Below are 24,753 nucleotides of genomic sequence, written 5' to 3'. Positions count from 1 at the left end.
CGGATTTCATGGAAGGGAAACATTGACGGGCAAGCGTTGGAGACGACACATTGAACGTCGCTCTAACTTTTGGATGCGACCAGCACCACCCCCGGGCGGCCGTCGAAGGAGACCAGCCATGCCGATTGAACAGCGCGGAGTCGACACGATCCCCGACGAGGAACGCACCAGCGGTCCGCGCGACCTCATGTCGATCCTGCTCGGCTCCAACCTCTGCCTCGGCGTGATCATCTTCGGCTGGCTGCCGCCCTCCTTCGGGCTCGGCTGGTGGTCCTCGGTCAGCGCGATCGTGGCAGGCACCGTGGCCGGCACGGCGCTCACCGCGCCGCTGGCCCTGGTCTCGCTGCGGACCGGGACCAACCTCTCCACCTCCTCCGGCGCCCAGTTCGGCGTCCGGGGTCGGCTGGTCGGTTCGGTCGTCGGTCTGCTTCTCGCGCTCGGCTACACCGCGCTGACCGTGTGGATCGGCGGCGACGTGATGGTGAGCGTCCTCGGCCGGCTCTTCGGTCTGGAGGCCGACGGCACCGCGTACGCCGTCGTGTACGTCGTGCTCGCCGCCGCCACCGTCGCGGGCGCGGTCTACGGCTACCGCGTGCTGCTCACCATGTCCCGCGCCCTCGCGATCGGCATGACGGCCCTGCTGGCGGTCGGCGTGATCGCGTACGCCCCGCACTTCAGCACCGCGGCGATCCCGGAGACCGGCGGCTATCTGCTCGGCACGTTCTGGCCCACCTGGCTGCTGGCGGCGGTGGCGGCCGGCCTCTCGGGCCCGATCGCCTTCATCACGCTGCTCGGCGACTACACCCGCTACATCTCCCCCGCGCGCCACTCCTCGCGCACCGTCCTGCACTCCACCTGGCTCGGCCTGATCGCCGGCCTGCTGGTCCCCCAGCTCTTCGGCACCTTCACGGCGTACGCGGCCCACGCGGCCCTCGACTACGCGGGCCCGCTGGTGTCCGCGGCCCCCGGCTGGTACCTGGTCCCGCTGCTGGTGGCCGCGTCCGCCGGCTCGGTCGGCAACGCCGGTCTGATGCTCTACTCGATGGGCCTCGACCTGGACGCGATCCTGCCGCGCGCCTCCCGCGCCCGCGCCACCTGCTCGGTCGCCGTCGTCGCCATGCTCTGTGTCTTCGTCGGCCACTACGCCTGGAACGCGCAGTCCGCCATGACGTCGTTCGTCCTGCTGCTGACCGCGATCGGCACCCCGTGGGCGGTCATCACGCTGATCGGCTTCGTGCGCTGCCGCGGTGTCTACGACCCCGACGCCCTCCAGGTCTTCAACCGGCGCTCGAAGGGCGGCGTCTACTGGTACCGGGCGGGCTGGAACATCCAGGCCACCGTGTCCTGGGCGATCGGCGCCTGCGCCGGACTGCTCGCGGTCTCGCTGCCCTCGTACGAGGGCCCGCTGCTGAAGCTGACCGGCGGGGTGGACTGCAGCTTCCTGCTGTCGGGGCTGGTGGGCGGTCTGCTCCACCTGGCGCTCACCGCGCGCCAGGCGAAGTCCCCTGCACCCGCGGTGGAGGAACTCGCCCCCGTGGAGAGCGGGCTCTAGGACCTCTCCCGGGCCGCACCTCGCAGGCCGGAACACGGAAGGGGCGGCCCCGGAATCATCCGGGGCCGCCCCGTCCGGCCGTTCGTCCCCGGCCGTCCGCTTCCGCGCCGCTCAGGAGCCCGACATGACGTCTCCGAACACGGGGTCGTTCCCCGACGCGCCGATGCCCACGGACGACGCGCCGAAGCTCACCGCGCCGGTGGCCGTGACACCGCCGGTGGAGCCGCGCAGGACCCACACCGCGCCGTCGTCGCTGTTCTCGCCGGCCGCGCCGACGGACAGGTCGGCCCGGCCGTCCTTGTTGTGGTCGGCGAGGTGGACGGCGTCGCCGAACAGGTCCGACGACTCGTTGGCGCCCGGGACACCCGCGGTGCCCTGGTTGAAGGACTGGGCGCCGGTCCCCGTCAGGCCGGAGGGGCCGCCGCGCAGCACCCAGACGTTGCCCGCGTGCGTCGCGGAGCCGATGCTCTCGAAGACCGCGCCGACGGCGAGGTCCGGGTACCGGTCGCCGTCGACATCGCCCGCGGCGAGTGTGCCGCCGAACGAGTCGTCGGACTCGTCCGTTCCCGGCACACCCGCGGTGTCCTGGCTGAGGACGGCACTGCGCGCGGTGTCGACGCCCGCCGCACCGCCGTAGAACACGGTGACGTAACCGCCCTTCGCCGTCTGGTCCAGGACGCCGACGAAGTCGGTGCCGACGACCAGGTCGTCGTGCCCGTCACGGTCGAAGTCGGCCACGGCGAACGCTCCCGCGTACCCCTCGCCCGCCTCGGTCTGGGGCGTGGGCCCGGCCGCACCGCCCCGGTAGACGAAGTTGCCCGCGGAGGACCCCACCACCACGTCGTCCGCCCCGTCGTCGTCGAAGTCCCCGGCGGCCAGCCGGACGGCACCCCTGGGGTACGCGCCGGACTCGATCTGCGCGTCGAAGCGCAGCTTCCCCGCCGCGCCGCCGGACTTGGTGAAGCCGCCCTTGAAGATCCACACGTCCTTGCCGGTGGACCCGACCGCCAGGTCGGTCCTCCCGTCACCGGTGAAGTCGCCGACCGCGAGGGACTGGCCGAACCGGTCGTGGCCCGACGCGTTCGGATCGCTGATCGTCGTGCCGCCCGACAGGCCGGACGAGCCGCCCCACAGGATCGTGACCGAGCCGCCGTCGGCGTCGCCGCCGACGTCCTCCTGCGGTGTGCCGACGACGAGATCGCCGTAGCCGTCGTGGTTGAGGTCGCCGTGCGCGAGTTCGGTGCCGAAGCGGTCGGAGGTCTCCGAGGCGCCCGGCACACCGGAGGAACTCTGCGACGTGGTCTTGTGCCGCGCGGCGCTGACACCGCTCGCCGAGCCGTAGTTGACGACCACGGCGCCCGCCTTCGCCTTACCGCCCGCGACGGCGCCCGCGACGGCGCCCGGGGCGCCGGTCGCCAGATCGCGGTAGCCGTCGCCGTTGAAGTCGTCGGCGAGACCCGACGGTGCGGCACTCGCACCGCCGGGCAGGGCGATGAGCAGGCCACCGGCCAGGGCGGCCGCGACGGCGGTGGCGCCCAGGACGACGGGACGCCGGGAACGCTTGTGATGGGGCCGGGACATGGGTTCCTCTCCAGGACATACGTACGGGCCTGAAGATGACCTCTGGTGGGGCCGAAGGGTTGTACGGGGCCGGAGAGACTCGGGGTGTCCCGAGCGCCGCGGAAACGCCGGTCCCCGCCCGGTCATCCGCTCGCGCGGGGACATGGCGGGGACTCGGGCTGGATCAGGGCGCGATCCGGGCGGGGCCGGGGCCGGCCGGGCGGGTCAGCCCAGGCGGTGCATCCAGCCGTGGGTGTCCTCGGTGATGCCGCGCTGGACGTCGAGCAGGGCCTCACGGAGCTTGAGGGTGACCTCGCCGGGCTCGCCGCCCGACTGCTTCCACTCGGCGCCGGTGCGCTTGACCGTGCCGACCGGGGTGATGACGGCGGCGGTGCCGCAGGCGAAGACCTCGGTGAGGCTGCCGTTCTCGGCGTCGGTCTGCCACTGGTCGATGGAGACGCGGCCCTCCTCGGCGGTGTAGCCGAGGTCCCGGGCGACGGTCAGCAGGGAGTCGCGGGTGACGCCCTCCAGGATCGAGCCGCTGAGGGAGGGGGTGACGATCCGGTCCCCGTACACGAAGTACAGGTTCATGCCGCCGAGCTCCTCGATCCACCGGTGCTCGACCGCGTCGAGGTAGCAGACCTGGTCGCAGCCCTTGGCGGCGGCCTCGGCCTGGGCGAGGAGCGACGCGGCGTAGTTGCCGCCCGTCTTCGCGTCGCCCATGCCGCCGGGGACGGCGCGCACGCGGTCCTCGGAGAGCCAGATCGAGACGGGCTTCACGCCGCCCGCGAAGTAGGCACCGGCGGGCGAGGCGATGACGAGGAAGAGGTACTCGTTGGCCGGCTTCACCCCGAGGCCCACCTCGGTCGCGATCATGAAGGGGCGCAGGTAGAGGGACTCCTCGCCGCCGTGCGCCGGGACCCAGTCGCGGTCCTGCTGGACCAGCGCGTCACAGGCCTCGACGAAGGTCTCCACCGGCAGCTCCGGCATGCCGAGCCGGCGGGCGGAGGCCTGGAACCGGCGGGCGTTCTTGTCGGGACGGAACGTGGCGACGGAGCCGTCGGGCTGGCGGTAGGCCTTGAGTCCCTCGAAGATCTCCTGCGCGTAGTGCAGGGTCATGTTCGCCGGGTCGAGGGAGAGCGGTCCGTACGGAACGAGCTGCCCGTCGTGCCAGCCGCGGCCCTCCGTCCACTTGATCGTCACCATGTGGTCGGTGAAGTGGCGGCCGAACCCCGGGTTGACCAGGATTCCCTCGCGCTCGGTGGCGGAGAGCGGGCTGGCGGACGGCTTGAGCTCGATCGTGGGCTGCGTCATGAGTGGTTTGTCCTTCACCGGTTGGATGTGACGGGCCGCGCTCACGCCCGCACTGCCAGTGGCCAGTGTTGGGACGTCCGAGCATTCCCTCATTCCGCGGCTCCGCGTTCGATTATCGCCCAGCGGAGGACCGTGGGAGAAAACGGCGTGTATGCGGCCCGGGGGAGGGCCCAGGGATTGATGGTGGCACCCGGCGAGGGCACAGCAAAGCCGCCGGGTGCGGATGCGACCCGGCGGCTGCTACGAGACGTAGACGGTGCGGCGGGTCAGCCGGCTACTCGTACGGCCAGCGCGTCGCCGATTTCCTCGGTGCTGCGGGCGGGCTTGCCGACGCGCTCGGCGAGGTCGGCGGAGACGGCGTCCTCGATGCGGGCGGCCTCGGCCTCGTAGCCGAGGTGGCGCAGCAGGAGGGCGACGGACAGGACGGTGGCGCTGGGGTCGGCCTTCCCCTGGCCCGCGATGTCGGGCGCCGAGCCGTGCACGGGCTCGAACATCGAGGGGAACTCGCCGCTCGGGTTGATGTTGCCCGAGGCGGCGACGCCGATGCCGCCGGAGACGGCCGCGGCGAGGTCGGTGATGATGTCGCCGAAGAGGTTGTCGGTGACGATCACGTCGAAGCGCTCGGGCTGGGTGACGAGGTAGATCGTCGCCGCGTCGACGTGGATGTAGTCGGTGGTGACCTCGGGGAACTCCGTCGCCACCTGGTTGAAGACGTTCGTCCACAGGTGGCCCGCGAAGGTCAGCACGTTGTTCTTGTGGACCAGCGTCAGCTTCTTGCGGGGGCGGGCCTGGGCCCGGGCGAAGGCGTCACGGACGACGCGCTCGACACCGAACGCCGTGTTGACGGAGACCTCGGTGGCGACCTCGTGCGGCGTGCCCTTGCGGATGGTGCCGCCGTTGCCCGTGTACGGGCCCTCGGTGCCCTCGCGGACGACGACGAAGTCGATCGCGGGCTGACCGGCGAGCGGGGTCTCGACACCCGGCAGGAGCTTCGACGGACGCAGGTTGACGTGGTGGTCGAAGGCGAAGCGGAGCTTGAGCAGGAAGCCGCGCTCCAGGACGCCGGACGGGACCGAGGGGTCGCCGATCGCGCCGAGGAGGATGGCGTCGTGCCGCTTCAGCGCGTCGAGGTCGGCGTCGGTGAGGGTCTCACCGGTGGCGTGGTAGCGCCGGGCGCCGAAGTCGAAATCCTTGGTCTCCAGCTTCACGTCCTGCGGAAGGACGGCGGAGAGGACTTTGAGCCCCTGGGCCACGACTTCCTGGCCGATGCCGTCACCGGGGATCACTGCGAGATCGATGCTGCGAGACATGACGGCACCGTACTCCTTGTCCCATGGGATGACACACGATGTCCGCCATACGGACAGGCGAGTCCCGGAGCACACATACCCTTCGACCGGTGTTCACCCGTATGTATGACGGCCGTTGGCGCACGCTGGGAACTTTCCAGACATGACCGCCCCCTCCAGAGTGACTCCCCCCGGGCTTCCCGTCCCCGACGTCGGCATCCCGCACGAGCTCGCGGACAACATGAGCATGGCGGAGCAGTACGAGTACCTGCGGACGAGGCTCACGCGGCGCCGCGCGCTGGTGTCGGCGAGCGCGTTCGCGGGCGGCGGGCTGCTGGCCGGCTGCGCGGGTCCGGGCGGCGGGGGCCGTACGCGGGCTGCCGGCTCGACGCCGCACCCGGCCACCAGCCGGGTGCCGGGCTCCGCCGTCACGCCGTTCGGACGTCATCTCGCCTTCGGCGCGGACCCGAAGACCCAGATGCGGATCTCCTGGCAGGTCCCGTTCGCCGTCAGGAAACCGTTCGTCCGGGTGGGCGTGACACCCTGGGCGCTGAGCCGGCGGATCGAGGCCGAGGTCCGCGACCTGCACACGCCGGGTCTCGCCGGGCAGCGGGGGGCGCTCGACCAGTACTACCTGCACGCGGCCCTCGACCGGCTGCGCCCCGGGACGACGTACTACTACGGCGTCGGCCACGAGGGCTTCGACCCGGCCGGCAAGGAGCAGCACGCGACGGTCGGCCACTTCCGTACGGCGCCCGCGCGTCCGGAGACGTTCGTGTTCACCGCCTTCGGCGACCAGGGTGTCACCCCCGACGCCCTCGCCAACGACAAGGTGCTGCTCGGCCGGGGCCCGGCGTTCCACCTGCACGCGGGTGACATCTGCTACGCGGACGGGATCGGCCACGGCGAGGCGTCGGACATCTACGACCCGGCCGCCTGGGACCTGTTCCTGAAGCAGACGGAGACGGTGGCCAGGTCGGTGCCGTGGATGGTGACGACCGGCAACCACGACATGGAGGCCTGGTACTCGCCGAACGGCTACGGCGGCCAGTCCGCGCGCTGGTCGCTCCCGGACAACGGCTTCGACGCGGAGCGGGCGCCGGGCGTCTACTCCTTCGTCTACGGCAACGTCGGCGTCGTCGCGCTGGACGCCAACGACGTGTCGTACGAGATCCCCGCCAACAAGGGCTACTCGGAGGGGCGGCAGACCGCCTGGCTCGACCGGCGGCTCGGGGAACTGCGCGGGCGGGTCGACTTCGTGGTGGTCTTCTTCCACCACTGCGCCTACTCGACCTCCACGCACGCCTCCGACGGCGGGGTGCGGGACGCCTGGGTGCCGCTGTTCGCCAAGCACCAGGTGGACCTGGTGATCAACGGACACAACCACGTCTACGAGCGGACCGACGCGATCAAGGGCGGCGCGGTGGGCCGGCAGGTGCCCGTGGGCGCGACGACCGACCCGACGCGTGACGGCATCGTCTACGTCACGGCGGGCGGGGCGGGCAAGAGCCTGTACCGGTTCCCCATCGGGGTGAAGGACAGCTACGAGGGCAAGGTGAGGGACCGCGAGTCCGTGGAGACCTTCCACTGGACGAAGTCGAAGAAGCAGAAGCCGGACACCGTCACGTGGTCGCGGGTGCGGTACACCGGCTACTCCTTCCTCTCGGTGGAGGCGGAGGCCGGTCCTTCACCGCGGCTCGCGGTATCGGCGCTGGCGCAGAACGGCGAACGGATCGACCACTTCGTGGTGCGGCGCGGGAAGTGACCGCGGGAGGTGACCTGCCACGGCGTCGGCGGCAGGACGTGACGGCCCGAACACCCACGGCGCGGACGGCAGACCGAGGTGCGGCGCGGGGCATCGGCCCCGCGCCGCACCTCCGCGGGCGGCTCCCGGCTTGAGGGGACGGACGGGCGGGCTCTTGCCTAGTGGCCCGTCTCGCCGCCGTTGTCCCTGCGGTCCAGGGCGCGCTGGAGGGCTGCGGCGGCGTTCTTGCGGTCGGATTCGCTGCTCGAACGAGAGTGGTGACGGACTCGGCGGACGGTCGTCTCGGCCATGATGAATCGACTCCTTACCTTCCGGTGGGGCCCGCACGGGGACGCCCGGAAGCGCGGTGAGGTCTTTACGAGACGCCGGAAGGGGCGGGGAGCGGGGCCGCAGGGGTTGCCTGCCAGGGGCTCCGGCTCACGACCGCCATTCGCTTGGTCGAGCGAGACGTTCGGCTCCTACAAAACTAGGTGAGGAGCGCGCATCTGTCTCTACAATTACTCGGACTTCCTACTATCTGAGACGGCGGACCGGGTCACACCGCTCCGACCAGGGGCGACCGTTCGCGGCCCGCCGGGGCCGACGGTCCGCGCCGCGTCACCCGCCGCGGGGGCGGCTGTCCGCGTCCGCTCCGGTCAGAGCACGTCGCCGTCGCGCCAGTCGAAGACCAGGTCGTGTGACGGGTCGAGGGGGCCGAGGGCGGTGCCGGGGCGGACGAAGGTGGTGCCCTCCTCGTCGGGGAGGCGGACGACGCCGTCCGGGGCGAGGGCACAGACACGGCCCGGCCAGAGCTGCCAGCCGCGCGCCGTGTAGAGGGCGGCGCCGTCCTCGCTGGCGGAGAGCGCGCCGAGTGGGTAGGCGCCCTCGATGATCCGCTCCAGCTCGGCCATCACCCGCCCGCCGAGCCCCGTGCGGCGCACGTCCGCGCGGACGCCGACCGCCTCCACGTAGCCGACGCGCAGCGAGCGTCCGGCGTGCAGGACGCGCCGCTGGATCACCGAGCCGTGCGCGGCGAGCCCCCGGTCGTCGTGGACGAGGACGTGCGGGCCGCCGAGTCCGTGGTCCCAGTCCTCGTCGCGGAAGTCGCCGTCGAAGGCGTCCTCCAGGAGGGTGCGGGCGGCGCGGAGTTCGGCGGGGGCGAGGTCCGCGGTATGGGCGGTCCTCAGTCGGATGGCCATGCGGCCAGTATTCACACGGCGGACGGGAATCGGGCCCCCTCGCCGCGGAGTTCGCCGCGTGCGGACATGGAACCGCCCCCGTCCACGGACGGGGGAGACCGTGGGCGGGGGCGGAGTCGGTGACGGGGTGTCAGCCCATGTGCGGGTAGCCGTAGTCGGTCGGCGCGACCAGCGTCTCCTTGATGGCGCGGGTCAGCGTCCAGCGCATCAGGTTCTGCGGGGCGCCGGCCTTGTCGTTGGTGCCGGAGGAGCGGCCGCCGCCGAAGGGCTGCTGGCCGACGACGGCGCCGGTCGACTTGTCGTTGATGTAGAAGTTGCCCGCCGCGTAGCGGAGCTTCTCCATCGTGTACGCGGTCGCCGCGCGGTCGCCCGAGATGACCGCGCCGGTGAGCGCGTAGTCGGACGCCGACTCCATCTGGGTCAGCATCTCGTCGTACTTCTCGTCCTCGTAGACGTGGACGGCGAGGAAGGGGCCGAAGTACTCGGTCGTGAAGACCTCGTTCTCCGGGTCGGAGCACTCGACGACGGTCGGGCGCACGAAGTAGCCGACCGAGTCGTCGTACGTGCCGCCCGCGACGATCGTGCAGGTCGGGTCGGCCTTCGCGCGGTCGATGGCCGCCTTGTTCTTGGCGAAGGACCGCTCGTCGATGACCGCGCCGATGAAGTTCGACAGGTCGGTGACGTCACCCATGGTCAGGTAGTCGACCTCGGCCGCGAACTCCTCCTTGAAACCGGAGTTCCAGATGGAGGCCGGGATGTAGGCGCGGGAGCTCGCCGAGCACTTCTGGCCCTGGTACTCGAAGGAACCGCGGGTCAGGGCGGTCTTGAGGACCCCGCGGTCGGCCGACGGGTGGGCGACCACGAAGTCCTTGCCACCGGTCTCACCGACGAGACGCGGGTACGCGCGGTACTTCTCGATGTTGTTGCCGACCGTCTTCCACAGGTACTGGAAGGTCTTGGTCGAGCCGGTGAAGTGGATGCCCGCGAGGTCGCGGTGCTCCAGGGCGACCTCGGAGACCGCGATGCCGTCACCGGTGACGAGGTTGATGACGCCCTTGGGCAGGCCCGCTTCCTCCAGGAGCTGCATCAGCAGCACGGCGGCGTGGGTCTGCGTCGGGGACGGCTTCCAGACGACGACGTTGCCCATGAGCGCCGGAGCCGTGGGCAGGTTGCCCGCGATCGCCGTGAAGTTGAAGGGCGTGATCGCGTAGACGAAGCCCTCCAGCGGGCGGTGGTCCATGCGGTTCCACACACCCGGGGAGTTCGCCGGCGGCTGCTCGGCGAGGATCTGGCGGGCGTAGTGGACGTTGAAGCGCCAGAAGTCGACGAGCTCGCAGGGAGTGTCGATCTCGGCCTGCTGGGCGGTCTTCGACTGGCCGAGCATGGTGGACGCGGCCAGCGTCTCGCGCCAGGGACCCGAGAGCAGCTCGGCGGCGCGCAGGATGATCGCGGCACGGTCGTCGAAGGACATCGCGCGCCAGGCCGGGGCGGCGGCGAGGGCGGCGTCGACGGCGTCCTGGGCGTCCTGCCGGGTGGCGTGCGCGCCCGTGCCGATGACGGCCTTGTGATTGTGCGGCTGCACGACCTCGAAGCGCTCACCGCCGCCGAGCCGCTTCTCGCCGCCGATGGTCATCGACAGCTCGATCGGGTTCTCGGCCAGCTCCTTGAGCTTGGCCTCCAGCCGGGCACGCTCGGGCGAGCCGGGGGCGTAGCCGTGCACCGGCTCGTTGACGGGGGTGGGGACCTGGGTCACAGCGTCCATGGGTTCCGTAACTCCTTGAGTCGAGCGGGTTTCGGTCTCAGCCCTTGGTGAGGATCGAGCGAGCGAAGAAGAGCAGGTTGGCCGGCTTCTCCGCGAGCCGACGCATGAAGTAGCCGTACCAGTCGGTGCCGTACGCCGTGTAGACGCGCATGCGGTGGCCCTCGGCGGCGAGCCGCAGGTGCTCGTCGCTGCGGATGCCGTACAGCATCTGGAACTCGTACTCGTCCAGCTTGCGCCCGGCCTTGCGGGCGAGCTCCTGCGCGATGGAGATGATCCGCGGGTCGTGGGACCCGATCATCGGGTAGCCCTCGCCCTCCATCAGGATCTTCAGGATCCGGACGTACGCCTTGTCGGTCTCGGCCTTCTGCTGGTACGCGACCTCGGCGGGCTCCTTGTAGGCGCCCTTCACCAGACGGACGCGGCTGCCGCTCTCGGCGAGGCGGCGGGCGTCCGCCTCGGTGCGGAACAGGTAGGCCTGGATCACACAGCCGGTCTGCGGGAAGTCCTTCCGCAGCTCCTCGTGGATGGCGAACATCGAGTCGAGCGTGGTGTGGTCCTCGGCGTCCAGCGTGACGGTGGTGCCGATGGCGGCGGCGGCCTCGACGACCGGGCGGACGTTGGCGAGGGCCAGCTCGTGGCCGCCCTCCAGCGCCTGGCCGAACATGGAGAGCTTGACGGACATCTCGGCGCGGGTGCCGAGGTCCAGCTCCTTCAGGTGGTCGACGAGCGCCAGGTAGGCGTCCCGCGCGGCGGCGGCCTGCTCGGGCGTCGTGATGTCCTCACCGACGACGTCCATGGTGAGTTCCAGGCCCTTGGCCGTCAGGTCCTTGATGATCGGGACGACCTGGTCGACGGTCTCACCGGGGATGAAACGGTCGACGACCGGCTTGGTCACCGGGGCGGCCGAGATCAGACGGCGCATCTTGTCGCTGCGCGAAGCGGCGAGAATCACGGGACCCAGCACGGGGCACCTCCACAACAAGGCCAGCAGGAGGCCGAATCCCGAAGATTCGGGTACGGCACGGAGAACCACCGTGAAACCTAGGGATCTCTTCGATCCTGGGCCATCGACACCTGTCACGCATCCGTTCCCCGGATCTCAGACAAATGTATGAAGGGCTCGCTGAAATGCGGGAGAATGCCCGGGTGAGCGGTGAATACAGAGGCGACTACCAGGAGCTGGTCGACGAGATCTCGGCGCTCCTCGGCGTGCCCGCGACGCTGGAGAACCGCGATTTCGAGCTGATCGCCTTCGGCGCGTACGACAGTGAGGGCGACCTCGACCCCTCGGCGCTCGACCCGGTGCGCACCCGCTCGATCCTGACGCGCCGTTCCACCACCACGGTGCGGACCTGGTTCGAGGGGTTCGGCATCACCCGCGCCTCCGGCCCCGTCCGTATCCCGCCCACCCCGGAGGCCGGGGTCTACCGGGGTCGGATCTGTCTGCCGGTGCGCCATCGGGGTGTCGTGCTCGGTTACGTCTGGCTGCTCGACGACGACCCGGGCCCCACCGACGCGCAGCTGGCCGCGGCCATGCAGGTGACCTCGCGCATCGGTGCCCTCCTCGCGGACGAGGCGCAGGCGGGCGCCGACCTCACCCGTGAGCTGCGCGCCGTCCTGACCGCCGAGCGCGGCTGGCAGCGCGACATGGCGGTGGCCGAGCTGCGCACGGCGCTCGGGGCCCGCGGCGAGGGCCTGCACACGGTGGTGTGCGTCGCTCCGTGGCACTCGGCCGACCCGGACGACGCCCCCTCGGCCCGCACGGTGCCCGGCGCGACCGCCCTGTGCACCGTCCCGTGGGGCACCACGGGCCAGAGTCTCGCGCTGCTGGTGCGGCTGCGCAGCGCGGACGTCCTGACGCCGGCGCTGACCGCGGCCACCCGCTTCGTGCGGGAGGCGGAGGGGGGACGGGGCGAGGGCGCGGCCGGCGCGGGACCGGGCAGCGGGGGCGGGCGGGCCGCCGCGGGGATTTCCGGAGCGCGGGTCGGGCTCGGCGAGCTGGGGGCCGGCTGGCAGGAGGCGGCCTCCGCGGCGCGGGCCGCGCTGGCCGAACCACGGCTCGGACCGGTCGCCGAATGGGGCGCCATCGGACCCTACCGGCTGCTCACCGCGCTGCCCCCTGAGGCGGCCCATGATCCCGTCGTGCAGGCCTTGTTGGCTCCCGTCCACCGTGAACTGGCGCGCACCGCAGAGGTGTTCCTCGACCTCGCGGGCCAGGCGGGGCGCACGGCGGCGGAGTTGGGCATCCACCGCCAGACCCTCTACTACCGCCTGTCCCGCGTCGAACAGCTCACCGGCCTCGACCTGGACGACGGCGAGGACCGCCTGTTGCTGCACATGGCGCTGAAGGGGGCCAGGCTCTAGCCGGAGCGGTCTCAGCCGCCGGTCAGGAGGTCGCCGACGGCCGCCACACCCTCGGTGATCGCCCGCTCCCCCACATCGCCGAAGCCGAGCACCAGTCGGGGCGGTGTGGTCCCGTGACCGGTGCGGCAGTCGCTCATGCCGTACAGGCCGACGGAGCGCGCGCGGGCCGCGGCGACGACGGACCGTTCGTCGGCCGTCTCCGCGAGATGGAGGACCGCGTGGAACCCGGCGGCGAGTCCGGTCAGCCGGACCTCCGGGGCGTGGGCGGCGAGCGCGTCGACCAGGGCCGTACGCCGGGCCGCGTACACCGTGCGCATACGGCGCAGGTGGCGGTCGTGGCGGCCGGACTCGATCAGCCGGGCGAGCGCGAGCTGGTCCAGGACCGGGGAGCCACGGTCGGTGAGCCGCTTGGCCTCGGTGACCGGGGTGAGCAGTGCGGGCGGGCAGAGCAGCCACCCGATGCGCAGCGCCGGGGCGAGGGACTTGCTGACGGTGCCGATCGACACCACTCGGTCCGCGGCCAGCCCCTGGAGCGCGCCCACCGGTTCCCGGTCGTAGCGGAACTCGGCGTCGTAGTCGTCCTCGATGACGTACGCGTCCCGGCGCATGGCCCAGTCGATGAGGGCGAGCCGGCGTGCGGGGGCGAGGACGACGCCGGTGGGCCACTGGTGCGCGGGGGTGACGACGACGGCCCGGGCTCCGCTCGCGTCGAGCGCGGCGACGTCGATGCCGTCCTCGTCGACCGGGACGGGCACTGCCGTCAGGCCCGCGGCCCCGGCGGCGGCCCTCGCGGTGGCGGGGCCGCCGGGATCCTCGTGGGCGACGACCCGCACCCCGGCGCCGGCCAGGCTGCGCAGCGTCAGCCCGAGCCCCTGCGCGTATCCGGAGCAGACGACGATCCGCTCGGGGTCGGCGGCGGCGGCGCGCACGCGGCGCAGATAGCCGGCCAGCACCTCGCGCAGCACCCGGCTCCCCCGTGGATCGCCGTAGTCGAGGTCAGCGGTCGGCATGGCGTGGCCCGCCTCGCGCAGTGCCCGGAGCCAGTCGGCGAGCGGGAAGCTGCCCAGGTCAGGGACGCCGTGCCGGAAGTCGGCGATGAGGCGCGGGGCCGAGGGCCGTGGTGCGGCGGGCGCGGGCGGGACGTGGGCGCCCGCGGCGACCCGGGTGGCGGAGCCGACCCGGGTCACCAGGTAGCCCTCGGACTGGAGTTGGGCGTAGCAGTCCTGCACGAGGCCGCGTGACAGTCCGAGTTCGCGGGCGAGTTCACGGGAGGAGGGGAGACGTTCGTCCGCGTCGAGGCGGCCGGTGCGGATCGCGTCGCGCAGTTGCCGCTCCAGCTGGGCGCGCAGTTGCTCGCCACTGTCCCGGTCGATGGACAGGAGCAGCTCGGGTGACAGACCGGCCCACTGCGGCGGCATGGAATTGGAGCTTACCGGCGGTCCGGCCGGAACCTAGCGTGATGCCATGACGACTTCTCCGGAGCAGCAGACGCCCCCGCCGAACCCGGTTGCGACCTCGCCGGCCCCGGCCGTTCCGGCCGTGTCCGCGGCTCCGTCGGCCGCGGAGGTGCCGAGCCGGGTGCCCGCGCCGGCCGCTCCCTCGAAGGCTCCGGCCCCCGGGGACGGGGCGGCGCGTGCGGCCGGGGCGGCTTCGGCCGAACTCGCCGCCGCCCGGCCGCCGTTGGTGACCCGACCCCTGTTGCTCCGCTTCGTGAGCCTGGTCGGCTCCTCGGTGAGCTTCTTCCTGCTGCTGTCCGTCGTGCCCGTCTACACCACGGCGTCGGGGGCGGGCCCGGCCACCGGCGCGCTGATGCTCGCCACGGTTCTCGGTGAACTGGCCGCTCCGCGCTTCGTCGCCCGCTACGGCTACCGCGTCGCGCTGGTCGCCGGCCTCTGTCTGCTCGGTGCTCCCGCCCTGGTACTGACCGTCTCGCACTCCCTGGTGTGGATCGTGCCGGTCTGCCTGGTCCGCGGTCTGGGGTTCGCGCTCACGCTGGTCGCGGGCGGCGCCTTGACCGCGACGCTGATTCCGGCCGGGCGACGGGGCGAGGGGCTGGCGCTGGTGGGCGTGGTCTCCGGGGTACCGTCGCTGATCGCCCTGCCGCTGGGCGTCTGGCTGGCCGCGCACGTGGGCTTCACCCCGGTCGCCGTGGCGGCGGGCGTGGCCGCGCTGGCCGCCGTCGCGTCGGTGCCTGGTCTGCCCGGCCGGGAGGCCTCGCCGGAGAAGCCGGTGGGGATGGTGGCCGCGCTGCGCACCGGGGCCCTCGCGCGGCCCGCGGCCGTCTTCGCGACGACGGCCCTGGCGACCGGGATCCTCGTCACGTTCCTGCCGCTCGCCGTCCCCGCGGCGTCCTCCGGGATCGTCGCGACCGCCCTCTTCGTGCAGCCCGCCGCGTCGACGGCGGCCCGCTGGGCGGCCGGCCGGTTCGGGGACCGGCACGGGCCCGCGCGGCTCGTGGTGCCGGGGCTGCTCCTGTCGGCCGGTGGCATGGTGATCACCGCGTTCACCGGCAGCCCGGTCGCCGTCCTGGCGGGAGTCGCCGTCTTCGGCACCGGCTTCGGCATCGCCCAGAACGCCACGCTGGCCCTGATGTACACCCGGGTCCCGGCGTCCGGCTACGGCACCGTCAGCGCGCTGTGGAACCTGGCGTACGACGGGGGGATGGGCGTCGGGGCGGTCGGTTTCGGCACGCTGGCCGGGGCGACCGGTTACCCGGCGGCGTTCGCCGTCACCGGCGTCCTGATGTCGGCCGCCCTGATCCCGGCGCTCCGGGACCGGGGAGCGGAGACCACTCCCCCGCCGTCGGCCCTGCGGACGGCGAAGTCCCCTTCTTCCGAAGTCAACTGACGAGCTTTCAACTTCCGGAGCGGGCCACCCCGTCGATCACCCGGCGCAGCCCCTCGGTCAGCTCGGCGGCGTCGGTCGCCGAGTCCGGGTCGAAGAGCCACTGAACACTGAGCCCGTTGAGCAGGACCTGGTAGAAGCCGCCGAGCGAACGCAGCGTGGCGTCGTCCACGTCGGCCTCCGCTCCGCCGGCCAGCAGCGGGACGAGCCCGCGACGGCCCTCGTCGGAGGCCTTCGCCAGGTGTTCGCGGACCGTGGGCAGCCGGTCCGAGTTGGTGATCACCTCGAAGGTGAGCATCCAGATGGGCCGCTCCTTGACGAACGACCGGGTGATGCTCTCCCAGGCCTCCTGGAAGCGCTCCAGGGATCCGGCCGCGCTCGCGGTGTCGGCCGTCGCGAACGCGCCGAACGTGTCACCGATGTTGGCGATGAGATCCACGTACGCCGTGGCGAGCAGCGCGTCCTTCGACCCGTAGTGGTAGCCGATGGACGCCAGGTTCGTCCCCGACTCCTTGACGATGTCGCGCGCGGTGGTGCGCACGAAGCCCTTCTCCAGCAGGCAGCGCTTGGCGCCTTCGAGCAGATCCTCACGGTGTCCCATGCCGGCCAGCGTACCGCGATTCAGACAACCGTCCTATACCGACGTCCCATACGATTGTCTTATACGAACGTACTAGACAAGCGTTTATGACGCCCGTACAGTCCCCGTCATGACGAACCCGACGATCACGACTCCCGCCTCCGACGCTCCCGGCGCCCTGGCCGGCCGCCGAGAGTGGACCGCCCTCGGCGTACTGATGCTTCCGCTGCTCCTGGTCTCCATGGACGTCTCCGTCCTGTACTTCGCGATCCCCGCGATCAGTGCGGACCTGGAGCCCAGCGGCACCCAGCAGCTCTGGATCTTCGACATCTACGCGTTCGTGCTCGCCGGCCTGCTGATGACCATGGGCTCCCTGGGCGACCGCATAGGGCGACGCAAGCTGCTGCTGATCGGCGCCGCCGCCTTCGGCACCGCCTCCGCCCTGGCCGCCTACGCGAACAGCGCCGAGACCCTCATCGCCGCCCGCGCGCTCCTCGGGGTCGGCGGCGCGACCCTGATGCCGTCCACCATGGCGATCGTCCGCACGATGTTCAGCGACCCCGGGCAGCGCGCGAAGGCGATCGGACTGTGGTCGGGCGTCATGACCGGCGGCATCGCGCTCGGTTCGGTGATGAGCGGCGTCCTCGTCCAGTACTTCTGGTGGGGCTCGGTCTTCCTGGTCAACCTGCCCGCGATGGTGCTGCTGCTGGTCCTCGGCCCGTTCCTGCTGCCGGAGTCCAGGAACCCGGAGCCCGGCCGTTTCGACCTGGTCAGCGTGCCGCTGTCGATGGCGGCCGTCCTGCCGGTGATCTACGGCATCAAGGAGATCCCCTCCGAGGGCTGGAACGTGCGCTACGTCGTCTCGATCGCCGTCGGACTGTTGTTCGCCGCCCTCTTCGTCCAGCGCCAGCGCACCGCGAAGTCCCCTCTCATCTCCCCCGCCCTCTTCCGCGGCCGGGGATTCGCGCCCGCCGTCGTCCTCAACCTCGTCTCCTCGTTCGGCATGATGGGCTCGGCCTTCTTCACCACGCAGTACCTCCAGTCCGTGCTCGGCAAGAGCTCCATGTCGGCCGCCCTCTGGTCGCTGCTCCCCACGGTCCTGGTCGGTGTGGCCGCACCCGTCGCCGCGCAACTGGTCGAGAAGGGCGTGCACCGCGCCCACGTCGTCGCCGGTGGCTTCGCCGTCGCCGCCGGCGGATACGCCCTGCTGGCCCTCGCCGGCACCGACTCGCTCTGGCTGGTCCTGGCCGGCGCCGGCGTCCTCGCCTCGGGCATCGTCACCGTGATGTCCCAGATGATGGACCTGGCGCTCGGCACCGTCCCGCTCGGCAACTCGGGCTCCGCGGCCTCCCTGCTGGAGACGGGCGCCGAGTTCGGCGGCGCCCTCGGCATGGCCGTCCTCGGCTCCGTCGGCACCGCGGTCTACCGCCACGACATCCCGGCCGCCGCCCCCGCCGCGGCCCACGAGACGCTGGGCGGCGCGCTGGCCGTCGCGGGGCAGCTGCCGGGCGACGCGGGCCAGGCCCTGACGGCCGCCGCACGGGAGGCCTTCACCCACGGCATGCAGGCGGCGGCGGTGGCCGGCGCGGTCCTGCTGCTGGCCGCCGCGCTGCTCGCCGAGGCCGGCCTCCGCAAGGTCGCGGTCGGTGCGGCCGGAACCGCGTCCGAGGCGCCGGCACCCGGACCCCTGGCCCCCGGGACGGCCGCCGGGGAGGTGACCGCCTGACCCCCTCGCGCCGGCCCCGCGCCGGACGCGTCCACCCACCCGCCGGGCGGGGCCGGAGCACTCCGGCCCCGCCCGGCATCGCAGCGTCCCTGCCCGGAGGCGCGGGAAACTCACCGGGCCTTGTCGGCAGGCGTGCCAGGATGGGCACGTGGCACAGACATTCGGTACGCCGTTCATCGGCCGGGAGGACGAACTCGCCCGCCTCACCGGCGTGCTGGAACGGGCCGCGGCCGGCGATCCGCGCGCCGTCCTGCTGGCCGGCGACGCGGGAGTGGGCAAGACCCGCACGCTGACGGAGGCCGCCGCGCACGCGTCCGCCGCCGGCATGACCGTCCTGACCGGCCACTGCGTGGACCTCGGTGACGTGGGCCTGCCGTATCTCCCGTTCACGGAGATCCTCGGCGCGGCGGCCGCCGACGACCGGCTGGCCCCGGCCTTCGCCGCGCACCCCGCCGTGGACCGCCTGATCGGCACGGCCGCCGGGACCGGCAGCGCGTCCGACCCCGGCAGCCGCCTCCAGCTCTTCGAGGGCATCACCGGACTCCTCGCCGACCTCGCCGACCTGACCCCCCTCCTGCTCGTCCTCGAAGACCTGCACTGGGCGGACCAGTCCTCCCGCGACCTGCTCCGCTTCCTGCTCAGCCGGGGCGTCCTCCAACGCCCCTCCCCCGGCGGGCCGCCCCGCCGCCTCGCCGTCTTCGCCTCGTACCGCGCGGACGACCTGCACCGCCGCCACCCCCTGCGGCCGCTGCTCGCCGAGCTGATCCGGCTGCCCGCCGTCGACCGGCTGGAGCTGCGCCCGATGGCCGACGCGGACGTGGCGCGGCTCGTGCGCGCGCTGCGCACCGGCCCCGTCTCCGACAGCACCGTCCGACGCATCGTCGACAGCGCCGAGGGAAACGCCTTCTACGCCGAGGAGTTGCTCGCCGCGCTGCCCGGCGACGACGCCTCCGGCTCCCCCGCCATGCCCAGCGGCCTGGCTGACGTCCTGCTCATCCGGATCGAGCAACTCTCCGAGACCGCCCAACAGGTGCTGCGCACGGCGGCCGTCGCGGGACGCCGCGTCGGACACGACCTGCTGCGTGACGCCGTACAACTGCCCGAGGAAGAACTGGAGTCGGCGCTGCGTGAGGCGGTCGGACGCCAGCTGCTGCTGCCCGGCGACGACGGGGCGTACTCGTTCCGGCACGCCCTCACCCGCGAGGCCGTGTACGCGGACCTGCTGCCCGGCGAGCGGGTCCGGCTGCACGGACTGTTCGCCAAACTCCTCGCGGCGGACGGCCGTTCGGCGAAGAGCGCGGCGGAGCGCGCCCACCACTCCCGCGAGAGCCACGACCTGGCCGACGCGCTGACCGCCTCCCTCGAAGCCGCCGACCACGCCCAGCGCGTCGGGGCGCCCGCCGAGGAGCTGCGCCATCTGGAGGCCGCGCTCGAACTGTGGGCGGTGGTGGACGCCTCCGCCCGCCCCGAGAGCGGCGACACGGTCACGCTCACGCTGCGCGCCTCGGCCGCCGCCGCCCGCGCCGGTGAACCCCATCGCGCGGTCCAGCTCACCCGCTCCGCGCTGGCCCGGGCCGGCGCGAACACCGACTCCGAACTGGCCGCGCGGGTGCGCTACACCCTCGCGGGCAACCTGATCCGGATCGACAGCCTGAACGACGCGTTCACGTACAGCAGCGAGGCCCTCGCGCTGATCCCGGCCGAGCCGCCCTCGTACACCTGGGTGTGGGCGGCGGCGACCCACGTCATGGCCGCCCGGCAGGTGGGGCGCGAAGAGGACGCGGGGCGGGTCGGCCGGCAGGCGCTGGAGATCGCCGAGCGGCTCCGACTGGGCGACGCCCAGGCCGACTTGATCATCTCGTTGGTCGGCATGGAGCCACACAATCGGAGGACCGCGCCGGGCCGGGACCGGCTGCGCCGGGCCCGCGAACTGGCCCGCACCGCCGGGAACCTCCCCGTGGAGATGCGCGCCCTGTTCAACCTGGCCATCGGGTGCTACGAGTCCGGCGCCCTGGACGAGTGCCTGACCTGGATCGGTGACGGCCTCGACCGCGCCCGCCGCGCCGGACTCCTCTCCTCGCCGTACGCCCTGGAGCTGCGCTATCTGCAGTCCCTGCTGCTGTACACGATGGGCCGCTGGGACGAGTGCGTGCGAGCCGCCGCCGAGGACGCCGAACTCCTCCCGTCCGCGGGCGGGTTCGCGACCGGACCCGCGCTGTACGTCGCTCTGGCGCGCGGCGAGCTGGACGCCGCCGCCGCCGGGGCCCGCGCGCTGCTGGACCGGCCCTTCGACTGGATGGCGACGCTCGTCGCGAGCGTGGTGCTGACCGACGCCGCGGCACTGCGCGGTGACGCCGAGGAAGCCGTCCGCCGGATGAACGCGTCGGTCGAGGCGCTCACCGACGCCTCGGTCTCCGAGCGGCCCGACGTGGTGGTGCGGCTCGCCGCGCTCACGCTGGCGGCGGTCGCGGACGCGGCGGAGGAGTCCCGCCTGTCCGGTGACTCGGCGGCAGCGAAGCGCTCCGCGGAGACCGCCGCGGACCTGGTGGAACTGGCCCGGAGCACCGCCGCGCGCGGCGAGGACGGCACCGAGCAGGGGCCCGAGGGACTGGCCTGGCTGGCCCGCGCCGAGGCCGAGGGGGTGCGCGCGGCCACCGGTCCGGACGTCGACGCCTGGGACCGGGCCGTGACGGCGTTCGGCTACGGCGATCCGTACGAGCTGGCCCGGTGCCGCAGACGGCTGGCTGAGGCGCTCCTCACCGCCGACCGCCGCGAGGAGGCCGCCGAACAGGCGCGTGCCGCCCGGGACACCGCCGTGCGGCTGGACGCGGTGCCGCTGCGCGAGGCGGTGGACACCCTGGTCCGGCGCGGTCGCCTCTCCGACGCACCGGCCGCCGGGGACCGCATCGCGGCACTGACCGCCCGCGAGAGCGATGTGCTGCGGCTGCTCGGCCGGGGGCGCACCAACCGGCAGATCGGCGAGGAGCTGTTCATCAGCGGCAAGACGGCCAGCGTCCACGTGTCGAACATCCTCGCCAAGCTGGGCGCCGCGAGCCGCACCGAGGCCGTGGCCATCGCCTACCGCGAGGGTCTGATCGAGCCGGAGACGACCGCCTCCACCTGAGGTGTCCGCGCGATCCGGGTGACCCGGACAACGCGCGAGGGCCGGGTCACCCTCGGGTGACCCGGCCCTCGGCCGCTGGGCCAAAGCCCTCACGGACAGGCCTTGTTCAGGCCTCCTCGACCTCAGACGAGGTTGACGGACCGCGCCGACGTGGCGCCGATCTCCTCGGCGACCTCGGTCAGGACGTTCTGCGGGACCGTGTCGTCGACGGTGAGGACCGCGAGGGCCTCCCCGCCGACGGCCGCGCGGGCGACCTGCATGCCGGCGATGTTGATGCCGGACTCGCCGAGGATGCGGCCGACGGTGCCGACGACACCGGGACGGTCCTCGTAGCTGAGCACGACCATGTGGTCGGCGAGCGCGAGGTCCACGTCGTACTCGCCGACGGCGACGATCTTCTGGAGGTGCTTGGGGCCGGCGAGCGTGCCGGAGACCGAGACCTCCTGGCCGTCGCCGAGGGTGCCGCGCACAGTGACCACGTTGCGGTGGTCGGGCGACTCGGAGCTGGTGGTCAGACGGACCTCGACGCCGCGCTCCTGCGCGAACAGCGGGGCGTTGACGTAGGAGACGGTCTCGTCGACCACGTCCTCGAACACGCCCTTGAGCGCGGAGAGTTCGAGCACCTTGACGTCGTGCTGGGTGATCTCGCCGTACACCTCGACGTCGAGACGGACCGCGACCTCGCCCGCGAGCGCGGTGAAGATGCGGCCGAGCTTCTCGGCGAGCGGCAGACCGGGCTTGACGTCCTCGGCGATCACGCCGCCCTGGACGTTGACCGCGTCCGGGACCAGCTCACCGGCGAGGGCGAGGCGCACCGAGCGGGCGACGGAGATACCGGCCTTCTCCTGGGCCTCGTCCGTGGAGGCACCGAGGTGCGGGGTGCAGACGACCTCGTCGAGCTCGAAGAGCGGGGAGTCCGTGCAGGGCTCCTTCGCGTACACGTCGAGGCCGGCGCCGGCGACGCGGCCCTCCTTGAGCGCCGCGTACAGCGCCTCCTCGTCGACGATCCCGCCGCGCGCGGCGTTGACGATGCGCACCGTCGGCTTGACCTTGTGCAGCGCCTCGTCGCCGATGAGACCGAGGGTCTCGGGGGTCTTCGGCAGGTGCACGGTGATGAAGTCCGAGACCTCGAGCAGCTCGTCGAGGGTGAGGACCTTCACCCCCATCTGCGCGGCCCGCGCGGGCTGGACGTAGGGGTCGTACGCGACGACCTTCATGCCGAACGCCGACATGCGCTGCGCGACGAGCGCACCGATGCGGCCGAGGCCGACGACACCGAGGGTCTTCTCGGCGAGCTCGACACCGGTGTACTTGCTGCGCTTCCACTCGCCGTTCTTCAGCGCGGTGTTGGCCTGCGGGATGTGGCGCGCGGTGGCGAGCAGGAGGCCGCAGGCCAGCTCGGCCGCGGTCACGATGTTCGAGGTGGGGGCGTTGACGACCATCACGCCGGCCTTGGTGGCGGCGGACACGTCGACGTTGTCGAGGCCGACGCCGGCTCGTGCGACGACCTTCAACTTCTTGGCGGCCGCGACCGCCTCGGCGTCGACCTTGGTGGCCGAACGGATCAGGATGGCGTCGACGTCGGCGATGGCGGGCAGCAGCTCGGCGCGGTCCGCGCCGTTCACATGCCGGATCTCGAAGTCCGGGCCCAGGGCGTCTACGGTCGCGGGCGACAGCTCTTCAGCGATGAGTACGACAGGTTTCGAGCTCACGTGAGTCCTCACAAGTCCAATGCGGACGGCCGTCCCGACGGCCGCAGGCGGTGGAGGGTTTTGTAGCGGCCCCGGGGCGTGCCTGCACTTCTGGGGGGTCGCTCGAGCCGCGTGGAAGACGCACGACGCTGTGGGCCTGACGCGTTGGTGATGTGCAGCAGTGTAGTGGCGCCGAAGCGGTCGTCCTGCGCCTCCGCGGAAGGATCACCCGTCCGTGGCTGGACGGGATGGACAACACCGCGGCCCCGGGGGTTACCCGGGGTTCGACGAAGGGGCCGGAGCGTGCCGCCCCGGCCCCTCGTCGCGCGGCTTACGCCTCGTCGTCGTTCACCCACGACATGAGCTTGCGCAGCTCCTTGCCGGTGGTCTCCAGCAGGGACTTCTCGTCCTGGCTCTTGTACTCGTTGTACTTCTTCAGGCCCGAGTGGTACTCGTCCATCCAGTTCTTGGCGAACGTGCCGTCCTGGATCTCGGCGAGGATCTGCTTCATCTCGGCCTTGGTGGCGTCCGTGATGATCCGCGGGCCGGTGATGTAGTCGCCCCACTCGGCGGTCTCGGAGACCGACCAGCGCATCTTCTCCAGGCCGCCCTCGTACATGAGGTCGACGATGAGCTTCAGCTCGTGGAGGCACTCGAAGTACGCGATCTCCGGCTGGTAGCCGGCCTCGGTCAGCGTCTCGAAACCGGCCTTGACCAGGGCGGCGGTGCCACCGCAGAGGACGGCCTGCTCACCGAACAGGTCGGTCTCGGTCTCCTCGGTGAAGGTCGTCTTGATGACGCCGGCGCGGGTGCCGCCGATGCCCTTGGCGTACGACAGGGCGAGCTCGAAGCCGTTGCCGGTCGCGTCCTGCTCGACGGCCGCGATACACGGAACGCCGCGGCCTTCCTCGTACTGGCGGCGCACGAGGTGGCCCGGGCCCTTGGGGGCGACCATGCAGACGTCGATGCCGGCCGGGGGCTTGATGAAGCCGTAGCGGATGTTCAGGCCGTGGCCGAAGAACAGCGCGTCGCCGTCCTTGAGGTTGTCCTTGATGGACTCCTCGTAGACCTGGGCCTGGATCGGGTCCGGCACCAGGATCATGATGACGTCGGCCTCGGTGGCGGCCTCCGACGGCGTCACCACGCGCAGGCCCTGCTCCTCGGCCTTCGCCTTGGACTTGGAGCCCTCGTGCAGACCGACGCGGACGTCGACACCCGAGTCGCGCAGCGACAGCGCGTGGGCGTGGCCCTGGCTGCCGTAGCCGATGACCGCGACCTTGCGGCCCTGGATGATGGACAGGTCGGCGTCGTCGTCGTAGAACAGCTCGGCCACTGGGGTTCTCCTTGTTATCCGGTATTGCCGGTGTTGCGTCCCACCGTACGGCGGGCGGGGGAAGGGAAGTTCTCGGGTCTCGGTATACGGGCGGGCCGCGGGTGCCGCCCGCCCGTGTACCGGTGTCGTCCGTCGGTGCTCAGGCCGAGCGCTCGAGCGCGCGCAGCGACCGGTCGGTGATCGAACGCGCCCCGCGTCCGATCGCGATCGTGCCGGACTGGACGAGCTCCTTGATGCCGAAGGGCTCCAGCATCTTGAGCATGGCCTCCAGCTTGTCGGCGCCTCCGGTGGCCTCGATGGTCACGGCCTCCGGGGAGACGTCGACGGTCTTGGCGCGGAACAGCTGGACGATCTCGACGATCTGCGAACGCGTCTCGTTGTCGGCGCGCACCTTCACCAGAACGAGTTCGCGCTGAACGGCGGCGCCGGGCTCCAGCTCGACGATCTTCAGGACGTTGACGAGCTTGTTGAGCTGCTTGGTGACCTGTTCGAGCGGCAGTGCCTCGATCACGTTCACCACGATGGTGATGCGGGAGATCTCGGGGTGCTCGGTGACACCGACGGCGAGGGAGTCGATGTTGAAGCCGCGCCGGGAGAACAGGGCGGTGATCCGGGCGAGGACACCGGGCTTGTTCTCGACGAGGACGGAGAGGGTGTGCTTGCTCATGGTT

Annotated in this window: 18 protein-coding genes; 6 read left to right on the top strand and 12 right to left on the bottom strand. The window is 72.1% G+C overall.

Translation table 11 applies throughout. From position 1 onward, the window contains the following. Window positions 1-118 precede the first annotated feature (118 nt). Complete coding sequence (locus ACIRQH_RS31005) at window positions 119-1,552, top strand: cytosine permease (RefSeq protein WP_358816201.1); 1,434 nt, start codon at window positions 119-121, stop codon at window positions 1,550-1,552. A 111-nt stretch (window positions 1,553-1,663) separates the two neighbouring features. Here ACIRQH_RS31005 and ACIRQH_RS31000 read toward each other — a convergent pair whose 3' ends face one another. The 3 genes from ACIRQH_RS31000 to ACIRQH_RS30990 form a co-directional block, all read right to left on the bottom strand. Next, window positions 1,664-3,133 (bottom strand): FG-GAP-like repeat-containing protein, encoded by a 1,470-nt coding sequence (locus ACIRQH_RS31000; RefSeq protein WP_404227988.1) that lies wholly within the window; start codon window positions 3,131-3,133, stop codon window positions 1,664-1,666. Between the two features lie 204 nt (window positions 3,134-3,337). Next, window positions 3,338-4,426, bottom strand: coding sequence for a branched-chain amino acid aminotransferase (locus ACIRQH_RS30995; RefSeq protein ID WP_388869924.1), 1,089 nt, complete (start codon window positions 4,424-4,426; stop codon window positions 3,338-3,340). A 266-nt stretch (window positions 4,427-4,692) separates the two neighbouring features. Next, window positions 4,693-5,736 carry a 3-isopropylmalate dehydrogenase gene (locus ACIRQH_RS30990; protein ID WP_358819037.1) on the bottom strand — a complete coding sequence of 348 codons (1,044 nt, stop codon included), beginning with the start codon at window positions 5,734-5,736 and terminating at the stop codon, window positions 4,693-4,695. Between the two features lie 142 nt (window positions 5,737-5,878). On the opposite strand from ACIRQH_RS30990, the gene ACIRQH_RS30985 reads away from it, so the two are divergent. Continuing rightward, complete coding sequence (locus ACIRQH_RS30985) at window positions 5,879-7,480, top strand: purple acid phosphatase family protein (RefSeq protein ID WP_404227984.1); 1,602 nt, start codon at window positions 5,879-5,881, stop codon at window positions 7,478-7,480. A gap of 158 nt (window positions 7,481-7,638) precedes the next feature. Here the strand turns inward: ACIRQH_RS30985 and ACIRQH_RS30980 are convergent, their stop codons facing one another. The 4 genes from ACIRQH_RS30980 to ACIRQH_RS30965 all read right to left on the bottom strand — a co-directional run bounded on the left by ACIRQH_RS30980 (window position 7,639) and on the right by ACIRQH_RS30965 (window position 11,384). Continuing rightward, window positions 7,639-7,770: a hypothetical protein gene (locus ACIRQH_RS30980; protein WP_266616822.1), complete on the bottom strand. Its 132-nt coding sequence runs from the start codon at window positions 7,768-7,770 to the stop codon at window positions 7,639-7,641. Window positions 7,771-8,115: 345 nt separating this feature from the next. Continuing rightward, complete coding sequence (locus ACIRQH_RS30975) at window positions 8,116-8,658, bottom strand: GNAT family N-acetyltransferase (RefSeq protein WP_358819035.1); 543 nt, start codon at window positions 8,656-8,658, stop codon at window positions 8,116-8,118. A gap of 130 nt (window positions 8,659-8,788) precedes the next feature. Continuing rightward, window positions 8,789-10,420 (bottom strand): L-glutamate gamma-semialdehyde dehydrogenase, encoded by a 1,632-nt coding sequence (gene pruA, locus ACIRQH_RS30970; protein WP_358819034.1) that lies wholly within the window; start codon window positions 10,418-10,420, stop codon window positions 8,789-8,791. 37 nt (window positions 10,421-10,457) lie between these two features. Next, window positions 10,458-11,384 carry a proline dehydrogenase family protein gene (locus ACIRQH_RS30965; protein ID WP_358819033.1) on the bottom strand — a complete coding sequence of 309 codons (927 nt, stop codon included), beginning with the start codon at window positions 11,382-11,384 and terminating at the stop codon, window positions 10,458-10,460. 164 nt (window positions 11,385-11,548) lie between these two features. On the opposite strand from ACIRQH_RS30965, the gene ACIRQH_RS30960 reads away from it, so the two are divergent. Then, window positions 11,549-12,784: a PucR family transcriptional regulator gene (locus tag ACIRQH_RS30960; RefSeq protein ID WP_404227980.1), complete on the top strand. Its 1,236-nt coding sequence runs from the start codon at window positions 11,549-11,551 to the stop codon at window positions 12,782-12,784. An 11-nt stretch (window positions 12,785-12,795) separates the two neighbouring features. Here the strand turns inward: ACIRQH_RS30960 and ACIRQH_RS30955 are convergent, their stop codons facing one another. Next, entirely contained in the window at window positions 12,796-14,202 is a 1,407-nt protein-coding gene (locus tag ACIRQH_RS30955) for a PLP-dependent aminotransferase family protein (protein WP_388869933.1), read from the bottom strand. A 46-nt stretch (window positions 14,203-14,248) separates the two neighbouring features. Here ACIRQH_RS30955 and ACIRQH_RS30950 point away from each other — a divergent pair, with 46 nt between their 5' ends. Further along, complete coding sequence (locus tag ACIRQH_RS30950) at window positions 14,249-15,631, top strand: MFS transporter (protein ID WP_388869936.1); 1,383 nt, start codon at window positions 14,249-14,251, stop codon at window positions 15,629-15,631. 7 nt (window positions 15,632-15,638) lie between these two features. Here ACIRQH_RS30950 and ACIRQH_RS30945 read toward each other — a convergent pair whose 3' ends face one another. Then, on the bottom strand, window positions 15,639-16,229 hold the full coding sequence (locus tag ACIRQH_RS30945; RefSeq protein ID WP_358819029.1) for a TetR/AcrR family transcriptional regulator: 591 nt from the start codon (window positions 16,227-16,229) through the stop codon (window positions 15,639-15,641). A 109-nt stretch (window positions 16,230-16,338) separates the two neighbouring features. Between ACIRQH_RS30945 and ACIRQH_RS30940 the strand changes: the two genes are divergently transcribed. Both ACIRQH_RS30940 and ACIRQH_RS30935 read left to right on the top strand, forming a co-directional pair. Further along, window positions 16,339-17,934, top strand: coding sequence for an MFS transporter (locus ACIRQH_RS30940; protein WP_388869939.1), 1,596 nt, complete (start codon window positions 16,339-16,341; stop codon window positions 17,932-17,934). Between the two features lie 148 nt (window positions 17,935-18,082). Next, window positions 18,083-21,058 carry an AAA family ATPase gene (locus ACIRQH_RS30935; RefSeq protein ID WP_388869942.1) on the top strand — a complete coding sequence of 992 codons (2,976 nt, stop codon included), beginning with the start codon at window positions 18,083-18,085 and terminating at the stop codon, window positions 21,056-21,058. A gap of 122 nt (window positions 21,059-21,180) precedes the next feature. On the opposite strand, the gene serA is transcribed toward ACIRQH_RS30935, so the two are convergent. The 3 genes from serA to ilvN all read right to left on the bottom strand — a co-directional run bounded on the left by serA (window position 21,181) and on the right by ilvN (window position 24,749). After that, entirely contained in the window at window positions 21,181-22,770 is a 1,590-nt protein-coding gene (serA, locus tag ACIRQH_RS30930) for a phosphoglycerate dehydrogenase (protein WP_388869945.1), read from the bottom strand. Between the two features lie 310 nt (window positions 22,771-23,080). After that, window positions 23,081-24,082 carry a ketol-acid reductoisomerase gene (gene ilvC, locus ACIRQH_RS30925; protein ID WP_355867665.1) on the bottom strand — a complete coding sequence of 334 codons (1,002 nt, stop codon included), beginning with the start codon at window positions 24,080-24,082 and terminating at the stop codon, window positions 23,081-23,083. A 139-nt stretch (window positions 24,083-24,221) separates the two neighbouring features. Further along, window positions 24,222-24,749 (bottom strand): acetolactate synthase small subunit, encoded by a 528-nt coding sequence (gene ilvN / locus ACIRQH_RS30920; RefSeq protein ID WP_358819025.1) that lies wholly within the window; start codon window positions 24,747-24,749, stop codon window positions 24,222-24,224. Window positions 24,750-24,753: the final 4 nt, after the last annotated feature.

The sequence above is a fragment of the Streptomyces sp. NPDC102279 genome, from assembly GCF_044766365.1.
Taxonomy (GTDB): Bacteria; Actinomycetota; Actinomycetes; order Streptomycetales; family Streptomycetaceae; genus Streptomyces.
The sequence above is the reverse complement of the archived record's forward strand: the minus strand, read 5'-3'. Positions and strand labels throughout refer to the sequence as shown.

What these genes read in the sequence shown, in the direction of transcription:
- ACIRQH_RS31005 (WP_358816201.1), top strand. Translation starts at nt 119, where the DNA reads ATGCCGATTGAACAGCGCGGAGTCGACACGATCCCCGACGAGGAACGC.
- ACIRQH_RS31000 (WP_404227988.1), bottom strand. Translation starts at nt 3,133, where the DNA reads ATGTCCCGGCCCCATCACAAGCGTTCCCGGCGTCCCGTCGTCCTGGGC.
- ACIRQH_RS30995 (WP_388869924.1), bottom strand. Translation starts at nt 4,426, where the DNA reads ATGACGCAGCCCACGATCGAGCTCAAGCCGTCCGCCAGCCCGCTCTCC.
- ACIRQH_RS30990 (WP_358819037.1), bottom strand. Translation starts at nt 5,736, where the DNA reads ATGTCTCGCAGCATCGATCTCGCAGTGATCCCCGGTGACGGCATCGGC.
- ACIRQH_RS30985 (WP_404227984.1), top strand. Translation starts at nt 5,879, where the DNA reads ATGACCGCCCCCTCCAGAGTGACTCCCCCCGGGCTTCCCGTCCCCGAC.
- ACIRQH_RS30980 (WP_266616822.1), bottom strand. Translation starts at nt 7,770, where the DNA reads ATGGCCGAGACGACCGTCCGCCGAGTCCGTCACCACTCTCGTTCGAGC.
- ACIRQH_RS30975 (WP_358819035.1), bottom strand. Translation starts at nt 8,658, where the DNA reads ATGGCCATCCGACTGAGGACCGCCCATACCGCGGACCTCGCCCCCGCC.
- pruA (WP_358819034.1), bottom strand. Translation starts at nt 10,420, where the DNA reads ATGGACGCTGTGACCCAGGTCCCCACCCCCGTCAACGAGCCGGTGCAC.
- ACIRQH_RS30960 (WP_404227980.1), top strand. Translation starts at nt 11,549, where the DNA reads ATGCGGGAGAATGCCCGGGTGAGCGGTGAATACAGAGGCGACTACCAG.
- ACIRQH_RS30955 (WP_388869933.1), bottom strand. Translation starts at nt 14,202, where the DNA reads ATGCCGCCGCAGTGGGCCGGTCTGTCACCCGAGCTGCTCCTGTCCATC.
- ACIRQH_RS30950 (WP_388869936.1), top strand. Translation starts at nt 14,249, where the DNA reads ATGACGACTTCTCCGGAGCAGCAGACGCCCCCGCCGAACCCGGTTGCG.
- ACIRQH_RS30945 (WP_358819029.1), bottom strand. Translation starts at nt 16,229, where the DNA reads ATGGGACACCGTGAGGATCTGCTCGAAGGCGCCAAGCGCTGCCTGCTG.
- ACIRQH_RS30940 (WP_388869939.1), top strand. Translation starts at nt 16,339, where the DNA reads ATGACGAACCCGACGATCACGACTCCCGCCTCCGACGCTCCCGGCGCC.
- ilvN (WP_358819025.1), bottom strand. Translation starts at nt 24,749, where the DNA reads ATGAGCAAGCACACCCTCTCCGTCCTCGTCGAGAACAAGCCCGGTGTC.